Source organism: Sorangium sp. So ce131 (assembly GCF_051519095.1).
Taxonomy (GTDB): Bacteria; Myxococcota_A; Polyangia; order Polyangiales; family Polyangiaceae; genus Sorangium.
This window is the reverse complement of the sequence record NZ_CP150455.1, coordinates 10753308-10771157: the sequence shown is the minus strand read 5'-3', so window position 1 is coordinate 10771157 and position 17850 is coordinate 10753308. Positions and strand designations below refer to the sequence as shown.

General features: G+C 73.8%; 11 protein-coding genes and 1 pseudogene. 5 read left to right on the top strand and 7 right to left on the bottom strand.

Annotated elements, in window-relative coordinates:
- The first annotated feature begins 215 nt into the window (after window positions 1–215).
- Entirely contained in the window at window positions 216–2588 is a 2373-nt protein-coding gene (locus WMF43_RS39170; protein ID WP_437672838.1) for a protein kinase domain-containing protein, read from the top strand.
- A gap of 16 nt (window positions 2589–2604) precedes the next feature.
- Here the strand turns inward: WMF43_RS39170 and WMF43_RS39165 are convergent, their stop codons facing one another.
- Window positions 2605–3795, bottom strand: a complete 1191-nt coding sequence (locus tag WMF43_RS39165) for an FIST C-terminal domain-containing protein (RefSeq protein WP_437672836.1) — start codon at window positions 3793–3795, stop codon at window positions 2605–2607.
- Window positions 3796–3926: 131 nt separating this feature from the next.
- Here WMF43_RS39165 and WMF43_RS39160 point away from each other — a divergent pair, with 131 nt between their 5' ends.
- Both WMF43_RS39160 and WMF43_RS39155 read left to right on the top strand, forming a co-directional pair.
- On the top strand, window positions 3927–4682 hold the full coding sequence (locus WMF43_RS39160) for a PP2C family protein-serine/threonine phosphatase (RefSeq protein WP_437672834.1): 756 nt from the start codon (window positions 3927–3929) through the stop codon (window positions 4680–4682).
- A 33-nt stretch (window positions 4683–4715) separates the two neighbouring features.
- A complete protein-coding gene (locus tag WMF43_RS39155; protein ID WP_437672833.1) occupies window positions 4716–4979 on the top strand; it encodes a hypothetical protein in 264 nt (87 codons plus the stop codon).
- 61 nt (window positions 4980–5040) lie between these two features.
- Here WMF43_RS39155 and WMF43_RS39150 read toward each other — a convergent pair whose 3' ends face one another.
- The 4 genes from WMF43_RS39150 to WMF43_RS39135 form a co-directional block, all read right to left on the bottom strand.
- Window positions 5041–7098: a PrkA family serine protein kinase gene (locus WMF43_RS39150; RefSeq protein ID WP_437672831.1), complete on the bottom strand. Its 2058-nt coding sequence runs from the start codon at window positions 7096–7098 to the stop codon at window positions 5041–5043.
- Window positions 7099–7476: 378 nt separating this feature from the next.
- Window positions 7477–8706, bottom strand: a complete 1230-nt coding sequence (locus tag WMF43_RS39145; RefSeq protein ID WP_437672829.1) for a YcbK family protein — start codon at window positions 8704–8706, stop codon at window positions 7477–7479.
- Window positions 8707–8848: 142 nt separating this feature from the next.
- Window positions 8849–9838, bottom strand: coding sequence for an L-threonylcarbamoyladenylate synthase (locus WMF43_RS39140; RefSeq protein ID WP_437672827.1), 990 nt, complete (start codon window positions 9836–9838; stop codon window positions 8849–8851).
- 442 nt (window positions 9839–10280) lie between these two features.
- Window positions 10281–11213, bottom strand: a complete 933-nt coding sequence (locus tag WMF43_RS39135) for a hypothetical protein (protein ID WP_437672826.1) — start codon at window positions 11211–11213, stop codon at window positions 10281–10283.
- 429 nt (window positions 11214–11642) lie between these two features.
- On the opposite strand from WMF43_RS39135, the pseudogene WMF43_RS39130 reads away from it, so the two are divergent.
- Window positions 11643–11786 (top strand): annotated as a pseudogene (locus tag WMF43_RS39130) (AAA family ATPase); the annotation flags it as partial.
- A 58-nt stretch (window positions 11787–11844) separates the two neighbouring features.
- Here WMF43_RS39130 and WMF43_RS39125 read toward each other — a convergent pair.
- Window positions 11845–14691, bottom strand: coding sequence for a hypothetical protein (locus WMF43_RS39125; protein WP_437672825.1), 2847 nt, complete (start codon window positions 14689–14691; stop codon window positions 11845–11847).
- A 247-nt stretch (window positions 14692–14938) separates the two neighbouring features.
- A complete protein-coding gene (gene dnaB / locus WMF43_RS39120; protein ID WP_437672823.1) occupies window positions 14939–16444 on the bottom strand; it encodes a replicative DNA helicase in 1506 nt (501 codons plus the stop codon).
- Window positions 16445–16898: 454 nt separating this feature from the next.
- On the opposite strand from dnaB, the gene WMF43_RS39115 reads away from it, so the two are divergent.
- A complete protein-coding gene (locus tag WMF43_RS39115; RefSeq protein WP_437672821.1) occupies window positions 16899–17834 on the top strand; it encodes a carbohydrate kinase family protein in 936 nt (311 codons plus the stop codon).
- The last annotated feature ends 16 nt before the right edge of the window (window positions 17835–17850 follow it).

Sequence of the window (17850 nt, the reverse complement as noted above, 5' to 3'; positions counted from 1 at the left end):
GGCGCCGGAAGACCGAGCGCACGGTCGCCGCGAAGCCGGCGGCGCGCTCGTGGACCTGGTACGTCTTGGAGAGGGACTCCACCGCGATGGCGCTCGACGCCTCTGGCATGGGCGGCGCAGCCTAGCACCTCGGCGGGACCTGCTGCGAAGGCGGTGCTCGACCCGCCGACCTGCGCTAGCCTCGACCGGGGGGAGGACGCCGCCGGGATCCCTCTATGCCGCAGAGCCTCAAGGAAGACGCCACCCTGGTTCACCTTCACCCGGCGAGCGGCACGCAGGAGAGCGCCGACCCGGCGAAGGGCGTCGGGACCGGCCCGCGGCAGGTCCTCGCCGGCCGCTACGAGCTCCTCGGGCTGGTCGGCGTCGGCGGCATGGGCACCGTGTACCGCGCGCGCGACCGGGAGCTCGACGAGACCGTCGCGGTGAAGGTGCTGCGCCGCGACCTCAGCGGCGCGCCCGAGGTGCTCGAGCGGTTCAAGCGCGAGGTGCGGCTCTCGCGCAAGGTGACGCACCCGAACGTGGCGCGGGTCTTCGACATCGGCGAGCACGGCGGCGACCGGTTCCTGACGATGGAGTTCATCGACGGCGAGCCGCTCGCCGCGCTGCTCGCGCGCGAGCGGCTCTCCGTCGGCCGCATCCTCGACATCGCCGAGGGCGTCTGCGCGGGGCTCCAGGCGGCGCACCGCGCCGGCGTCATCCACCGCGACCTCAAGCCGGACAACGTGCTGCTCGGGCGCGACGGGCGCGTCGTCCTGACCGACTTCGGGATCGCGCGCGCGCTCGCGCCGGACACCGGGGCGGGCAGCACCCTGGGCTCGGTCCTGGGGACGCCGGCGTACATGGCGCCCGAGCAGGTGCAGGGCGTCCACGACATCGACGCGCGCGCCGACCTCTACGCGCTCGGCGCGATGCTCTACGAGATGGTCACGGGCGAGCGCGCGTGGCAGGGCGACGCGCCGCTCGCCGTCGCGGCCGCGCGGCTCGTCGCCGACCCCCCCGACCCGCGCCTCCGGCGGCCCGACGTGCCCGACGGCCTCGCGCGCGTCGTGCTCCGCTGCATGGCCCGCGAGCGGGACGAGCGGTACGCGACCGTCGAGGGCGTCGCCCAGGAGCTCGCCTCGCTCACGCGCCCGGCCTCGATCGCGCCCCCGATCGCGCCCTCCTCGCACGAGCGGCCGGTGAGCCCCGGGGGGACCTCCGGGTCGCTCGATCGGTGCTCGAAGAGCGTCGCGGTCCTCCCCTTCGCGAACCAGGGCCCCCCGTCCGACGTGTACCTGGCCGAGGAGCTCACCGACGACCTCATCGACACGCTCTCGATGACCAAGGGCCTGCGGGTGAGGCCGCGCGGGGCGATCGGGCGCGCGGGCGGCGAGCTCGATCCGCGCGAGGTCGGGCGCGAGCTCGGGGTGCAGGTCGTCGTCGGGGGCTCGGTGCGGCGGCGCGACGGGAGGGTCCGCATCAGCGCGCGGCTCGTCAGCGTCGCCGACGGCTTCCAGCTCTGGGCGAAGCGCTTCGACCGCCCCGAGGCCGAGGTGCTGCAGATCAACGACGAGGTGGCCGAGGCCGTGGTCGAGGCGCTGACGCCCGACTGCTCCGCGCCGAGCCGCACCGCGCCGAGCGACCCGGTCGCCCTCGACCTGTTCCTGCGCGGGCGCCACGAGTACCGCCAGTTCTGGCAGGAGCACCAGGAGCGCGCGATCGCGCTCTTCGAGCAGGCGCTCGCGCGCGCGCCGGACGACCCGATGATCCTCTCGGCGTACGCGCTCGCGCGCGCCCGCTTGTGGTTCTTCACGGAGCAGGGCGGCGACCTGGCCACGCAGGCGGCGGCGCGCGCCGTGGCCGCGGCGCCTGGGCTCCCGGACGCGCGGCTCGCGATGGCGGCGGTGCGGTTCCAGCGCCTCGACGTGGTCGGGGCGATGCGGGAGCTCAAGGCCGCGCTCGCGTCGCGCGCGGGCGACGCCGAGGTGGAGGGCCTGGTCAGCCAGATCCTGCTCGAGTGCGGGGCGGTCGAGGAGGGCACCCGGCGCGCGCGGAGCGCGCTCGCGCGCGAGCCGTACATGGCGACCCCGCTGTTCGCGCTCGCGCGCACGTACGCGCTCCTCGGCAGGTGGGAGGAGGCCAACGAGCTGTTCTCGACGGGGCAGGAGAGCAGCGGCTCGCGCTCGTCCGTCGCCCTCATGCGCCGCGCGCTCTGGCTGCGCGACCCGGACGTGGTCGCGAAGCTCGAGCAGAAGCTCGTGAGCAGCGCCTTCCCCGAGCTCCCCGACCCGTTCACGCGGCTGCTCGCCGGCATCCTCGACGACCAGCTCCCGGACGTGGTGTCCGCGCTGGCGCAGGGCGCGAGCGTGACGCTGCGCCGCACGTCGTTCCTGCGGCAGCTCCAGGCGGAGCTGGCGGCGTTCGTCGGCAAGCCGGAGCTCGCGTTCACCGCGCTCGAGCTCTCGCTGGCCGACGGCCTCTTCGACCTGTTCTGGATGGATCACTGTCCCGTCTTCGCGCCGCTCCGCGGCTCGCCGCGGTTCGCCGCCGTGCACGCCGAGGTGGCGCGGCGGGCCGCCGCCGTGATCGCGGTGTACCGCGAGCGCTGACGCGCGCGGCGCCCGCTCAGCTCGGCGCGCGGAAGAGCGCGAGCACGCCGGTGTTGAGGGCGAGCCTGGCCTGGCCCGGCGCCCAGGGGGCGATCTCGAAGCTCGAGTGCATGCCCGCGATCGGCAGATCGGCGAAGCGCTGGCGCAGGATGCGGGCCTCGACGTCGGGCGCCCCGTACAGGCCCTGGCCGCGGCCGGCGCAGCTCAGGTAGAGGGCGAAGCGGGGGGCCGATCCGAGCGCGCTCCGGGAGATCTGCCGGGCGATCCCCTCGAGCCCCGCGCGCGCGGCGGCGGCGTCGCGCACGGCGAAGGCGAGGCGCGCGCCGGGCCGCGCGTCGTCGCCGATCAGGATCCCGCGGCGCGACGGATCGATGCCGCGGATGGGCCGCAGCACGTAGCGCGGCGCCGCCGGGTCGTCCGCCTCGCCGCGCGGCGCGGCGCCGTCGTCCACGCCGCGCGCGCCGCGCGGATCCTCCGGCGGGTCGGCGAGCGCGACGAACATGCGCGGCTGCGCGCTGGCCTGCTCGCCGAGCGCCGCGGTCGCGGCCGAGAGCAGGTCGAGCGCGGGCTGCCCGCCGGCGCGCAGCACGACGCCGCCGCTCGCCTCCTCCACCGCGTGGAAGCCGGAGAGCAGCCGCGCGGCGGGCGAGGCGTCGACGATCGGCGGGGCGAACCCGGTGATCGCGAGGCCCGTCGTCGGGCCCTCGAGCAGCTCGCCCTGCGCCGTCACGCCGACGGCGGAGCCGGACGCCGTCCCCGCGCCGAACAGGCAGGCGTTCGGCGCGCAGGAGGCCAGCGCCTCGAGCGCCTCGGGCGCGAACGCGCCGGGGCGGGCGAAGAGGATGGCCGTCGCGGAGCGGTGGCCGATGGTGCGGACGAGCGCCTCGCGCAGCGCGCGGCTCGGCTCGGCGGCGCGCTCCGGGAGCGCGAACGGCGTGACCCGCCCGCCGGACCAGAGCACGCCGCTCGCCGCGGTGTCCCCCTCGATCTCGCCGCGCTCGCTGAGCACGCCCGCGGCCGGCACCACGCAGGCGGGGACGCCGCGCCAGGTCGTGCGGACGAGCTCGGCCACGCTCGACGCGCGCTGGGCGAGCTGCCCCGAGACGAAGACGACACCGCCCGACGCCGACGGCACGGCGCTGCGCAGGTCGGCCAGGTGCTGATGGAGGCCATCCGGCCCACAGGTCGCGGAGAAGCTTCGTGCCATGCTGGCTATTCCATCCTAACCGAGCCGCCGCCCACTCGACAGGCCCTGCCGAAGAAGTTTATCGTGCGATCGTCGCGCCGACGCCTCGGGGCTCTCCCCACGGGGCGGCGATCAAGGACCGGGCAAGCTCGATGAGGATCCAGTCGTTTGGCCGCACCGACGTCGGCCGCCACCGGCGCGCCAACGAGGACGCGTTCTTCCGCGACGACGACCTCCGCCTCTACGTCGTGGCGGACGGCATGGGAGGGCACGCGGCCGGCGAGGTCGCGAGCGCCGAGGCGGTCGAGACGATCTACGGCATGGTGAAGCGGGGCCTGCCCGCCATCGGGGACCGCGACGAGCCGCTGACGCAGCCCAAGGCGCGGGCGGTGCTCCGCATCCTGGAGGGCGCGATCCAGGCGGCGACGTACATGGTCTTCGCCATCGCCGAGCTCGACCGCGACAAGAGCGGCATGGGGACGACGATCAGCGCGGCGCTCGTGGTGGGCGGCGCGCTCGTGACCGGCCAGGTGGGCGACAGCCGCATCTACCAGGTCCGCAACGGGACCGCCGTCCAGATGACCGAGGATCACACGCTGATCGCCTGGCAGATCAAGAATGGGCTCATCTCTGCGGACGAGGCCAGGAGCTCGCCGCACCGCAACGTGATCACGCGCGCGGTCGGCAACAGGGACTATGTCGAGGTCGACACCTCGATCGTCGCGGTGGAGCCGGGCGATCGATACCTGCTCTGCTCGGACGGCCTGCACGGTTACCTGCAGACCGAGGAGGAGATCGCGAGCATCGCCTCGCAGGGCGGCGAGGCGGCGGTCGACCTCTTCATCGACCTCGCGAACCGGCGCGGCGGGCGGGACAACATCACCGCGGTGCTGGTCGAGGTCGGCTGACGCGCGCGGGCCAAACTCGGCTAGGCTGCCCGCATGACGTTGAAGGACAAACTGGTCACCGAAGGGATGAAGCTCGCCGCGAACCCGAACGTGGCGAAGCTGATGCAGGACGAGCGGTTCATGCGGCTGTTCATGACGGCGATGAGCGTGCCCGGGCGGGTCTCATCGTTCACGGCCGAGCAGAAGGAGACGTTCGCCAAGGCGATGGGCCTGGCGACCGCCGAGGAGATCCGCGATCTCAAGCGGACGGTGGCCTCGCTCGAGCGCGAGGTCGCGAGGCTGCGGCGGGAGGGGTGAGCGAGGGGGAGGCCGCGGCGCCGGGCCTGGGCGAGGCCGGCGCCGCCGACGCCCGACCGGCTTACTTCGTGTCGCCGCGCGCGTAGATGCTCGCCACGTAGTCGAGCACGTCGCGCGCCGAGACCTCGTTGTACCCGAAGTACTTCATCATCCGGGTCTTGATGATGTCGATCTTCTCCTGCGTCTCCTTGTCGATGACGCTCGACACCAGGGTCTGGAGCTTGATCGCGTCCTTCTGGTCCTCGAACAGCTTGAGCTCGAGGGCGCGGCGCAGCCGGTCGTTCGTGTGCCACTCGAACTTCTTGCCGTCGACCGCGAGCGCGCCGATGTAGTTCATGATCTCGCGGCGGAAGTCGTCTTTCCGGTTCTCGGGGATCTCGATCTTCTCCTCGATCGAGCGCATGAGCCGCTCGTCCGGCTCGACGTCCTCGCGGGTGAAGCGGTCCTTCACCTTCTCCTTCAGGGTGTAGGCCTTGATGGAGTCGATGTAGTTCGCGGCGAGCTTCTGGATCGCGTCCTCGTCGGCGCTGATCGCCCGCTGCACCTCGTTCTTGACGATCTCCTCGTACTCGCGCTTCACCATCCCGATGCACTCGCCGTAGCGCTTCCGCTGCTCGTCGCTCGTGATGAGCGAGTGGTGGCGCAGGCCCTTCTCGAGCTCGCTCATGACCATGAAGGGGTTGATCGTCCCCTCGCCGAGGTCGTTCACGAGCGCGTTCGAGATCTTGTCCTGAACATAGCGGGGGCTGATGCCTTCCATGCCCTCGCGCGACGCCTCCTTGCGGAGCTCCTTCACGGTGTCCTGCGTGTAGCCGGGCAGGACCTTGCCGTCGTAGAGCTTCATCTTCTGCACGAGCGAGAGGTTGTGCTTCTTCGGGTCCTCGAGCCGGGTGAGCGCGGCCCACATCGCGGCGACCTCGAGCGTGTGAGGGGCGATGTGCTTGCCGCGGATCTTCTCCTTGTTGAAGTCCTTCTCGTAGATCCGGATCTCCTCCGACACCTTCGTGATGTAGGGGATATCGATCTTGATCGTGCGGTCGCGGAGCGCCTCCATGAACTCGTTGTTCAGGAGCTTCTTGTACTCGGCCTCGTTGGTGTGGCCGATGATGACCTCGTCGACGTCCGTCTGGGCGAACTTCTTCGGCTTGATCTTGTGCTCCTGCGACGCGCCGAGCAGGTCGTAGAGGAACGCGACGTCGAGCTTCAGCACCTCGATGAACTCGACGATGCCGCGGTTCGCGATGTTGAACTCGCCGTCGAAGTTGAAGGCGCGCGGGTCCGAGTCCGAGCCGTACTCGGCGATCTTGCGGTAGTTGATGTCGCCGGTGAGCTCGGTCGAGTCCTGGTTCTTCTCGTCCTTCGGCTGGAAGGTGCCGATGCCGACGCGGTCCTTCTCGCTGAGCACGAGGCGGCGGACGCGCACGTGCTGCATGACCTTCGACCAGTCGCCGCCGTACTTGTCCATCAGGCGGTTGAAGATGAAGCGGCACGCCGGGTCGAGCTCACCCTCGGTGCGGACCTGGAACTGCGGGCTCGACAGGCCGAGCTCGCGGAAGGCGCGGTCGCGCCATGACGGCGGGATGAGGCGCAGCGGCTCCTCGTGCATCGGGCACTTGAAGCGGGCGCTCTCCGTCCCGGCCATGCCGACGTCGTCGAGGTTCACCCAGTCGAACGTGTAGAGCGCGCCGTCGGGCGTGGTCGAGTAGTGCTCGATGCCCTTCTTGAGGAGCCGGGCGATCGTCGACTTCGACGAGCCGACCGGGCCGTGCAGCAGGATCACGCGCTTCTCCGGCCCGTACCCCTCGGAGGCGGCGCGGAGGACGTGGACGAGCCTCATCAGCGGGATGTCGAGCCCGTACACGGCGTCGGCGCCGCCGTGCATCTCGTCCTTGAAGAAGTTGTACCGGATGAGCTTCTTCTTGTTGTCGGTGTACTCCTCGATGCCGTAGCGGATGATCATGTCATACGCCCGCTGGAACGCGTTGCGCGTCACCTGCGGGTTCTGGCGCACGACCTGTAGGTAGTCTTCGAACGAGCCCTCCCACGCGAGATCGCGGTAGAGCGCGAAGTCCTGCATCGCCGCGATCTTGTCCACCATGCCTGTCCGCAACTCGCCCATTTCGCACCTTTTTCTCCAGGGCGAACGCGGGGCGGCCTTGGCCGCCGGAGGTGGGGAGCAGAGCCCGGCGAGCCGACCTCCGCCCCCGTCTTGCGCCGCGCGCCTCGGGGGAAGCCAAGTTTATCACCGATCTCGACGAGGCAAGCTCGCCGCGCGCCCGGGCATCCTCCAGCCGGAACGGGCGCGGGCGCGGGCGTGGGCTGCAGAGCGGCCCGGGCGCAGCGCGCGGCGGGCCGGTCGACCGAGGCGAAGGGGCGCGGCAGGTGTGAACGAGCGGGCGATGTCAGGCGCGGAAAGCGGGCGTCGCGCGCACCTGCTGCGCGGGTTCGGTGCGGGGTCGCGCCGCGCGGGGTCAGCGTGAGGGCACGCCGCACGGGGTCAGCGCGGGGTCGCGCCGCCGGTGCCCCCCTGCGCTCCCCGCGAGAGCCCGCCGCGCTCGACGACGCCGGGCCAGGCGTCGACGTACTCCGACGGCTCGCCGGGCCTGGAGATGTCGATCCAGAAGACGCGCCCGGCGCCGGGGCGACGCACGTCGACGTGGACGAACTTGCTGTTCGGGTAGAACCCGCAGCCCACGTCGTCCAGCGTGCGGCAGAACTGGAACAGCGCTGCGTTCGGGATGCCCGCGACCTGGATGTCCATGGCGCGCCCCTCGGCGTGCTGGCTGTGGTGGCCGCCGGAGCGCTTCTTCGTCGGGCTCGTCGGGCTCGTCGGGCTCGTCGGGCTCCCCGGCGCGCCCGGGTCGTCGGCGGGCGGGCGCGGACGGTAGCCGCTGTAGATGTGGATCCCGCGGCGCGGGAAGGCGTCGGCGATCTGCTGGAGCAGCCAGAGCAGGCGCGGGTGGACGAGGCGGACCTGGGGCACCCACTCGAGCGCCCGTCGCCAGGTCTCCGCGTCGGGCTCGTCGGGCAGCAGCGCGCCCGGGTCGGGGGCCTCGGGCGGACGGGCCATGATCGAGAGGTGATCGAGCGCGCCGGGCGCAACGGATCCGTCGCAGCGCACGAGCTCGAAGGCGTCGTGCTGCCCGCCGTACCGCGCGAAGTGGACCGGGCCCCTCCGGCAGCGCCAGTCGGGCGGCGGCTTCTTCGGCGGGCCCCAGAGCAGGTCGAAGCCGTTCGACGAGAAGCTCGCCCCGGTGCTCTCGAGGAGCGGCGGGTCGAAGCCCGGCTCCAGCGGGCTGAACCAGGTCGGGGCGAGCGGCTCGAGGTGGAAGGTGTCGGGCTCAGCGAAGGGGGACAGGGGCGCGTACGCGCTCGGGGAGGCCGCGGTGCCGAGGCCTGCGGCGGCGAGCGCCCGCTCGCCGAGCACATTCTCGGCGTCGGCGCTCGTGTTGCCCCAGGCGAGCTGCCACCACGGCTGGTGCTGCCACTTGCCGTAGGCGCTGCTCATGTAGAGCCGGAGCGGCCCGGGCCGCTCGACCGCGGCGTTGCGGAAGGCGCGGAGGAGCGGCAGCTCCAGGGCGGCCGTCTCGTCCAGGTTGAAGGTCGCGCGCCGCGGGGGCTCGTCGAGCAGGCCCGCGCGCGCGTCGGGCGGGGCAGCGGCGAGGACGGCGGCGAGGCCGAAGGCGGCGGCGAGGCTCTGGGCGGCGGCGCGGGACGTTGCCGGCATGGATCGACGAGGGAGAACGGAACGAGCGAGGGGGAAGGTAGCTCACCCAGCGGGCGGGCGACCAGGGTTTGCCACAAACCGCCCGCCCGGGGGATGAAAACCTACCCCAGGCGGCGCGGTGCGATCCGGCCAGCGCAGCCGCTCAGGGCGGCGTCGACGCGCGCGCGAGCCTGTCCCGCACGGCGTCCCAGGCCGGATCCTCGGGGACGGCGGCGATCACGATCACGTCGCAGCCGGCGTCCTCGAGCCGGTGCAGCGCGGCGTAGAGCGCCGCGGCGTAGCCGACGGGATCCGCGGGGAGGAGCTCGGCGTGTGGCCCCGCGACGGTGCGGGCGCCGCGCTCGATGGCGCCGGCGCGCGATCCGCCCTGCGCGGCGCGCTCGACCTCGCCGCGGACGGCCTCGCCGGGGACGAGCGCCACCTGCGCGTGCGGCGCGTAGTGGCGCGCGTGGGTCCCCGGGGACGGGGCGCGCTCGTCCGGCGCGGTGATCACCCCGGCGCTCGTCCGGAGCGGCACGAGCGCGGCGATCACCTCGGCCGACACGTGCCCTGGCCGGAGCAGCCGCGCCGGCGAGCTCGTGACGTCGACGATGGTGGACTCGATCCCGAACGCGGTCGGCCCGCCGTCGACGATCGCGTCGATGCGCCCGCCGAGGCTCTTCTCGACGTGCTCGGCCGTCGTGGGCGAGATCGCGGTGGAGCGGTTGGCGCTCGGCGCGGCGATGGGCAGCTGGGCCGCCTCGAGCAGGGCGCGCGCGACCGGGTGCACCGGGACGCGGATCGCCACGGTCGGCCCGCCGGCCGCCACCTCGTCGGCGACGCGGTCGCGCCGGCGCGCCACGATCAGGGTGAGCGGCCCTGGCCACAGCGCTTGCGCGAGCCGCTCCGCGCCCTCCGGCCAGTCGCCGGCGAGCGCGCGCGCGGACGCGACGTCGGGCACATGGACGATGAGCGGGTTGCCGGGCGGCCTGCCCTTCGCCGCGAAGATGCCGCGCGCCGCGCGGCCGTCGTCCGCGCGCGCGCCGAGCCCGTAGACCGTCTCGGTGGGGAAGGCGACGAGCCCTCCGCGCCGGAGGATCTCGGCAGCCCGTGTGATGGATGCCGCGTCCGCGGCGAGCCGCTCGGTTCGCATGCGCCGCCGTCCATGTTGCCCGGGCGCCCGGGAGGCAAACGAAAACCGACGGGGGCGCGGCGGGACGAGCTCGCCGCGCGAGAACGGCGCCGCCGCCGTGGTCAAGAGGAACCGTCGCGGCGCAGCGGATCGCTGGGCGAGCGCGGTTCACCACCCCGTTGCTCGAGCTTCGGCGCTCCTAGCCGGAAGACCCCTCGCGGCGGCAACGGCGGCGGCGCAATGCAGGGATGACAGGTCTCTATGGGGTTCAGGTGCACGAGCCGGCGCGCAACACAGAGCGTGACAAGATGCCAGTTGAGTGCTCTCGATTCCGCCCTGTAGACACCGCCGAGGAACGGACGAGCGTCGCGGGGTGCATAGGAACCCTGATGGATTCGTTGGAGATCTCGGCAGCCGGTGCGCTGCCCGTTCGATCGGCCTGCCGCGCCGGGGCCGTGCGCGCTCAGGAACCGGCCGTCGCGAGCAGCTCCCGGGCGTCGCCGACGGCGGCAGCGCGGCGGATCCAGCGGTCCAGCTCGGCCAGATCGGTGCTCGCGAGCACGCGCTCCCGGACCTCGGCAGGGACCTCCAGCCCGCGGGCCTCGAGGAAGGCGAGCACGGCCTGCGCCTTCGCTTCGCGGCTCCCCTCCTGCCGTCCCTGCTCCCGGCCCTTCTCCATGCCCTTCTCCATGCCCTTCTCCACGCCCTTGGCCACGTAGCTGCGCGCGAAGTCACTCTGAAACTCGTATCCGCTCTTCATCATCTCCTCCAACGTCCGCCTCGCCGCTGCGTTCAGCGAGGATAGCACCAGGTCCCCGTACACGGCGCGCCGCTCCTCATCGAGCCCGGCTGCCGCCGCCAGGAACGCCACGCCGATCGCCTCCCCCACCTCCTCCTGCCCGTGCGCCATGGCCGAGAGCACGACCACCTCGGGCGCCGCCTTCGCCTGCTCGGCGTCGGTGACGACCGGGACGCCCGCGGGCCCGAGCACCAGCGGCGTCAGGATCCAGCCCGGGTGGCCTGTGTCGATCGGCTGCGAGCACCACCGCGCCATCGTCGGCTCGATCGTCACGGCCAGCAGCCGGGTAGGACAGCGGTGCCGGGCCCTCGTCTGGGCGACGTACACCGGCCAGACGTAAGGCTTGTCCAGATCCACGCCGAGCTGGACCTCGACGACGATCGCCATCGCGGGCCGCTGCTGCTCGCCGACCAGCAGCACGATGATGGCGTCCGCCCGGCGGTCCGAGGGAACGATCTCGGCAAGATCGGAGGACTCGACACGCGCCTCCGTGAAGGGAGGGACCGGCTGGCCGAGGGCGTCCTGCAGCATCTCGGCGGCCAGCGTCGGCCGGTTCTTGAACAGCTCCACCAGGGCTTCATGGGTTACTGAGGGCATCGGGTAGTCTCTCGGGTGATTGCAGCCATGCTGACTCCTCAAGCGGCGCGCCAGGCCCATGCGTACGGGCCGCAGGGGCCGGAGCAACCGTCTCCACCTCTTCAGTTCCGGGCAGCTCCCGCGAGTCGTCACGCCGTGTGACCTGCGTGCGCCCCGACGCCAGGGCACGCCACGAACGCTGGTACGTGCGAGGGCGCTTTCCGCCACTCCTCCTCTTGCGTCGCTACCTGAAGCTCGCGATCAGCGTCTCGGCGGAGCGCGGGTTGCTCTTGACTCCGCTTGAGGCCGCGAGAGACATCGACCTCCCATTTTCGGTTGCATCGATTCCCCACCGTTATCCGGACCCGTCCGGACTGGTGTTGTGGGTGGTTCCGTTGGAATAGGCCCTATCGTGGCTGGCGGTCGGCCGGTGTTGTACGCGTCGACCGTGTGTCTCTGCGAAGCGTCAATGTCATCGTCGGACCGAACGGCGTCGGCAAGACCAACCTCTATCGCACCATGGTGCTGCTCGGCTCCGCGGCGCGCGGGAGCTTTGCGCGCACCCTGGCCGAGGAGGGGGGCATGCCGTCTGTGCTCTGGGCCGGCCAGCGCAGCACAGGCCCGGTGCGGATGACGCTGCGGGTGCGGCTGATCATGGCGCCGCGGCGCGGCCGAGCGAGCGGCCGTCGCCGTCGGCGTCGATCCAGAGCGGCGCCGTCATCGCGAAGGGCAGGATCTCGCCCGGGTCGCCGGCGAGCACCGGCTCGAGCGGCCGCCGCCCACGGACGATCGCGACGACGAAGGTGTCCTCGGTGACGGAGATCGCGTCGCGCGCGGTCTGCCCGGGCCGGCGCTCGCCGAGAGATCCACCGGCGCGGGCGTCGGGCCGCGGCGGTCGTCGGCCGCCGCTGGCGCCGAGGACGACGGGGATCGCGATCTCGTCGAGCAGCGCGCCCGCGGCGGTGGTGCGCGCGCCTTCCAGGGGGATCGGCGCGCCGGTCGCGACGCCGCCGACGAGCACGTGGAGCTCGCGCGCGTCGACCCAGGGGGCGCGCTCGACGCGGATCGTGAGCGACAGCGGCCCGCCGCGGGACCCGCGCTGCGTCGAGGCGACGCCGCCCTGGCGCGTGTCGCCGAGGTGCATCGTCACGAACGGCCCGTTCGTGATCACGACGTCGCGCCGGCGACGCAGGCCCGCGACGAGGTCACCCACGTCGAGCCGGGCCGGGTCGTCGCTGGCGACGGCGATGTACGTGCGCGGGTAGCCCGGCTCCGCGCCGAGCAGCCCGTGCGTGTCGCTGGTCGCCGTCGGGGTGACCGGGCGGGGCGCGCGGAGCAGCGCCCAGAGCTCCTCGAGGGCGCGGTCGCGGCCGGCGGCGTCGCGCCCGGTCCAGACCTCGACGGCGTCCGCGGCGCCGCCGAGCTGCGCGAGCAGGCTCGGGCCCGGCGCGGGCGCGCCTTGCGGCGCCGCGGACGCGTGCAGCGGGGGGGCGAACGCATGCAGCGCGGGCGCGCCGCCGTGCGGCAGGCTCACCTGGATGACGCGCTCGCCGGGCAACGCGCGCACCTCGTCGACGAGCTCGCGCGCGCTCTGGCCGCGCCATCGCAGCGCGCCGCGCGGTGCGAGCGCGGCCGCGCCGGGCTCGATCGGGAAGACGCTCACGCTCCCGGGCGCGGCGCCGCTCCGGCCGCTCGTGAGCTCCACGCCCGGGATCGACCGCAGCCGCCCTTCGAGCTGGAGCTCGGCCACGGCCGGCGCGAGATCGGCGACGAGGTTGTGCTCGCTCGCCACCGCACACTCCACCCCCTCCGCCGCGCTGGAGAGCACCCGCTCGGCGGCGGAGACGCCGGCGTCGGCGCCCCGCGCCGTGTGCTGCCGGAGGTCGCAGGCGACGTAGCCCGAGGTGTCGACCACGCGCGCGATCGCGAGGTCGAGCCGCGACGCGCCGCCGTCGGCGATGTCGACCGTGGCCTCGGCGATCGAGAACTCCGGCCCGCGCGAGGCGACGACCCGGAGCTGCCCCGGCGGCAGCGGGATCTCGAGGTCGCCCGAGCGCGTGAACCAGGGCGGCGACACGGCCTTGCCGGTGGCCGCGTCGAAGAGGCTGATCTTCGCCGGCGTCGGTCGCCCGGTCGGCGGCGCGCCCGCGGCAGGCGCTGACGGCGCGCCCGCGGCAGGCGCCGACACGTCGCGCTCGCGCACCGAGATCGTGAGCCGGCCGGCGCCGGAGAGCGCGAGCCGCGCGGGGGCGACCTCGCCGGCGCGGATCCTTACCCGCGCGCGCTCGATCGCGCGGCGGCCGCTCCCCTCGAAGCCGACCAGGTAGAGGCCCGGCGGCGCCTCGGCGGCGAGCGGCGCGTCGGTGCCGGTGCGCAGCCAGAGATCGAGCGCGCCGGCCGTCGGCGCGGCGCCGTGCTCGGCGATCGGGGTCAGCGTCGCCCTGCCGGCGACGGGCGGGAGCGGCGCGCCGCGGGCGTCCACGAGCGACAGCGCGACGCCGCCGGGCGCGCCGCCGCCGAGGAAGAAGAGCTCCGTCGCCACGGCGAACGGGTCGCCGCGGGGCGCGACGACAAGGACGCGCTGGTACTCGGCGCGCCCGCCGGGCGGCAGCGCGGCGGGTCGACCCCACGCCGCGTCGCTGAAGCCGGCGCCGCTGCGCGCGACGAGCGGCGCCCCGTCCGCCGGGGCGAGCGCGTACGCGACGCCGGCCCCGACGCCGGCCAGGTAGGGGGCCTCGACCTCGCCGCCGAGCCCCGGCGCGCCGCCCGGCGCGACCCGCTCCGCCGCGCCCCAGTGCACGACGTCGCCGAGGTCGAGCGCCTCGATCGGGCGGCGACCGTCGTTCCGGAGCGACGTCGCGAGGAGGAGCGCCCGGCCGCGCGGCCCGAGCGCGTAGCGGGTCACGACGGAGAGCGCGCCCTCCGCGCCGTCGCGGCCGCGCACCTCGATCCACGCGGTGCCGTCCTCGTCGACCCCCGTCGCGAGCTCGCCGTAGATCACCTGCCGCGGCGTGGCGCCGACGCGCGTGAGGATCTGGCCGAGCTCGTCGCGCCGAGCGCGCGCGTCGGCCGCGTCGATGAGGTTGCCGCCGCCCTCGGCGAGGCCGATCCCGGGGCCCAGCTGCTCGACGACCACGGCGATCTCGCCGTTCTCGAGCACGTAGTCGCCCGGCCGGCCCGCCGCGAGCGGGCCGGTGAGCGCGTCGGCCGGCCCCGTGATCCGCCGGACACGCGCCGGCGGGGCTGCGTCCGCGGCCGGGCAGACCGCGTCGTCGCCCGCGCCCTCGTGGCCCCAGCGGCAGAGCATGCCGAGGCGCTCGGCCGCGCCGGAGGACACGACGACGCTGCCGCTCTGCAGGGGCGGCGCGCAGGTCGACGCGGCGAGCGAGAGCGCCGCGAGGCCGACGCGGGCTGCGTGGCGCAGCGCGCGCTGCGCGGCGCGACGCGCGCGCGCCAGGCCGGGGCGGGGAGGGAGGGGCCTCTCGGGCGAGTGGATCATCGGTCCTGTTCCGATGCGCGACCGCCGCGCCGCTTGGGTCAGGCGCGCTCGGTGGCGAGGACGAGGAGGGAAGCGAGCCCCAGGCAGACGCCGATCAGACGGCGGCGAGGAGGGCGGGGATGTACCAGACGGACATGCCGCGCACGGTAGTACGACTGCCGGCGGATCTCCCCTGGTCCGCGCGGACCGCGCTGACCGCGCGGCCGGAGCACGCTGACCGCGCGGCCGGCTCGCGCGGACCGCGCGGTCACTCGTCGTCGACCATCTCCGGGTAGTCGCCGGGCGCGAGGTTGTCGAACCGGGTGCACGAGGCGGTGAACCGCGTGAGCACCTTGCCCGTCGGCCCGTTGCGCTGCTTGGCGACGATGATCTCCGCGATGCCCTTATGGTTGGTCGTCTCCGGGTTGTAGTACTCGTCGCGGTAGATGAACATGATGTTGTCGGCGTCCTGCTCGATCGCGCCCGACTCGCGGAGGTCGGAGAGCTGAGGGCGCTTGTCCTTGGTGGTGCGCGTCTCGACCGCGCGGTTCAGCTGCGAGAGCGCGATGACCGCCACCTTGAGCTCCTTCGCGAGCTGCTTGAGCCCGCGGGAGATCTCGCTGATCTCCTGCTCGCGGCTGTTCACGCCGTCCCGGCCCTTCATGAGCTGCAGGTAGTCGATGACGACCAGCCCGACGCGCCGCCCCGCGCTGCCGTTCGCGGGGGGCCGATCGTACTCGGCCTGGATGCGCCGCACCTTGGCGCGCAGCTCGAGCAGCGTGATCGCGGGCGTGTCGTCGACCCAGATGGGGAGCGTGGACAGGAAGGACGCCGCCTCGGTCAGGCGGCGCCAGTCGTCGGGCTGCAGGAAGCCCTGGCGGAGCCGGCCGAGATCGACGCGCCCCTCGCAGCAGACCATACGGGTCGCGAGCTGCTCGCGCGGCATCTCGAGCGAGAAGATGGCGGCGCCGAAGCCGGGCTCGTGCCGCTCGACGCCGTGCCCCGCCTCGTCCGGGCCGGGGGAGCTCACGGTGCGCGGCGAGGCCACGTTCACGGCGAGGTTGAGGACGAACGACGTCTTGCCCATGCCGGGGCGGGCCGCGATGATCGAGAGGTCGCCGTCGTGCAGGCCGGCCGTCTTGGCGTCGAGCTTCTCGTAGCCGGTCGAGATGCCGGTGATCCGGTCGCCGCGCTCCGCGGCCGCGGTGATCTGCTCGAACGCGGCCTTGAGCACCTGCGCGATCGGCTGGGTCGACGTGCCCTGCGGCGTGCGCGCGAGCTGGTAGACCGCCTGCTCCGCGCCGTCGATGAAGTCCTGCACCACCCCGACGTCGCCGTAGCCCTCGGCCGCGACGCGCTGGCACGTCGCGATGAGCTGGCGCACGCGCCACTTCTCGTAGACGACCCGCGCGTGCGCGGCGACGTGCGCGACCGCCGGCGTCGCGTCCGCGAGCTGCGCCAGGTACGCGGCGCCGCCCACCTGCGCGAGGCGCTCGCGATCGCGCAGCCACGACGCGACCGAGACGATGTCAATGGGCGTGCCGGCGGCCGCGAGCTCCTGAGCGCCCTCGTAGATGCGGCTGTTCGCCTCGCTGTAAAAATGCTCCGCCTTCAGGATCTCGAGCACCCGGTCGAGCGCGTCGCGGTGCAGCAGGATGGCTGAGAGCACCGCCGCCTCCGCGTCCAGATCATGCGGCGGGACACGTCCTGCGACGATGGGAGGCTCGATCCTCTGCGGCCGCTGTCCGCGCCGCTGCTCCATCATTCTCATCATCCGTGCATCTCCTTCCCACCGATTCCCCCCATCTCGCCCCGAGTTTTTCCACAGGCGCCGAAATGGGCGACGCCCCGAAGGCGCAGCGGTCCTTCAGGGCGTCGGGTGCAGGGTCGCGTTCCGTCTATCAGAACCTGGGCGACCCTGAGAAGGGTTTCTGTTTGTAGTGCAGTGAGCGTTCGTGCGGTGAGCATCCCAATGCAGGCTCTGCGTACGGTGTCGCTGAAGGCTTCCGGGGAACGCCCCAAAACTTGCGAAGGATCTGCTGCGCGGGGCGGGGCGCTGCCCGGCGCGCGCCATGGAAATCGGGCAACGCCGGTCTCATCGTGATTTCCCTTCGCGCTTGACTCAGGTGCGATGGCGCTCCGCGCCCGGCCATGACCCCTCACGGGAGCCGCACATTGTGGATCACAAAACGCGTCAAACAAGGAGTGCACCCACCGAGGTCGTCTGCGTGGGTGAGGCGCTGTGGGATCTGCACGCGCCCGCGGGCATTCCCCTCGAGCGGGCGAAATTGCTGCGCCGGGTGCCGGGGGGCGGCGCGGTGAACACCGCGACGGCGCTCGCCCGGCTCGGCGTGCCGTCGGGGCTGTGCGCCGCGCTGGGCGACGACGCGATGGGCCGCGGGCTGCGGGACGAGCTCGCCGCGGCCGGCGTCGACGTGGGCCGGCTCGCGCTGGGGACGGCGCGCACGGGCCTCGTGCTCGTGGCGGTCGAGCGCGGCGAGGCGCGCTTCCAGGGCTACCGGCAGGCGGAGCTCGAGGCGCGCGCGCTCGCCGCCGCGCTGCCCGCGCGGTGGCAGGCCCGGGTCGTCCACTTCACCGGGATCGCGCCGGTGCGCGGCGCGACCTCCGCGCTCGCGCGGGCGGCCGCGCGCGCCCGGCGCGAGGGGTGCGCGGTGTCGGTGGACGTCAACGCGCGCCCGCGGATGTGGCCGCGCGCCGCGCACGTCGATGGCGGCCGCGACCTGCCCGACCGCGCGCGCCGCCTGCCCGGCCATACGTCGAGCGCGCGCGACGACGCCGGCGTGCGCGGCTGCTTCCGGCTCTTCGAGCAGGCGGACCTCGTGAAGTGCAGCGCCGGCGATCTCGCCGTGCTGGGGACGACCGCCCGCGCGCTGCGCGAGCGCCTGCGCGCCGAGGCGACGCTGGTCGTCACGGACGGCGCGCGCGACGCGCTGGTGCTCGGCCCGGGCGGCGAGCGCGCGGTCGCGCCGCGCCCGGCGCGGGCGATCGCTCCGACGGGCGCGGGGGACGCGTTCTGCGCGGGGATGCTCGCGGCCCTCGTGTGGCAGGGCCGCGAGCGCTGGGGGGACGCGGCGCTCATGCTGCGCGCGGTGGCGCGCGGGCACGACGTCGCGCGGGCGTGGGTGAGGCGGAAGCGGGGGTGAGGCGAGCGCCGGGGGT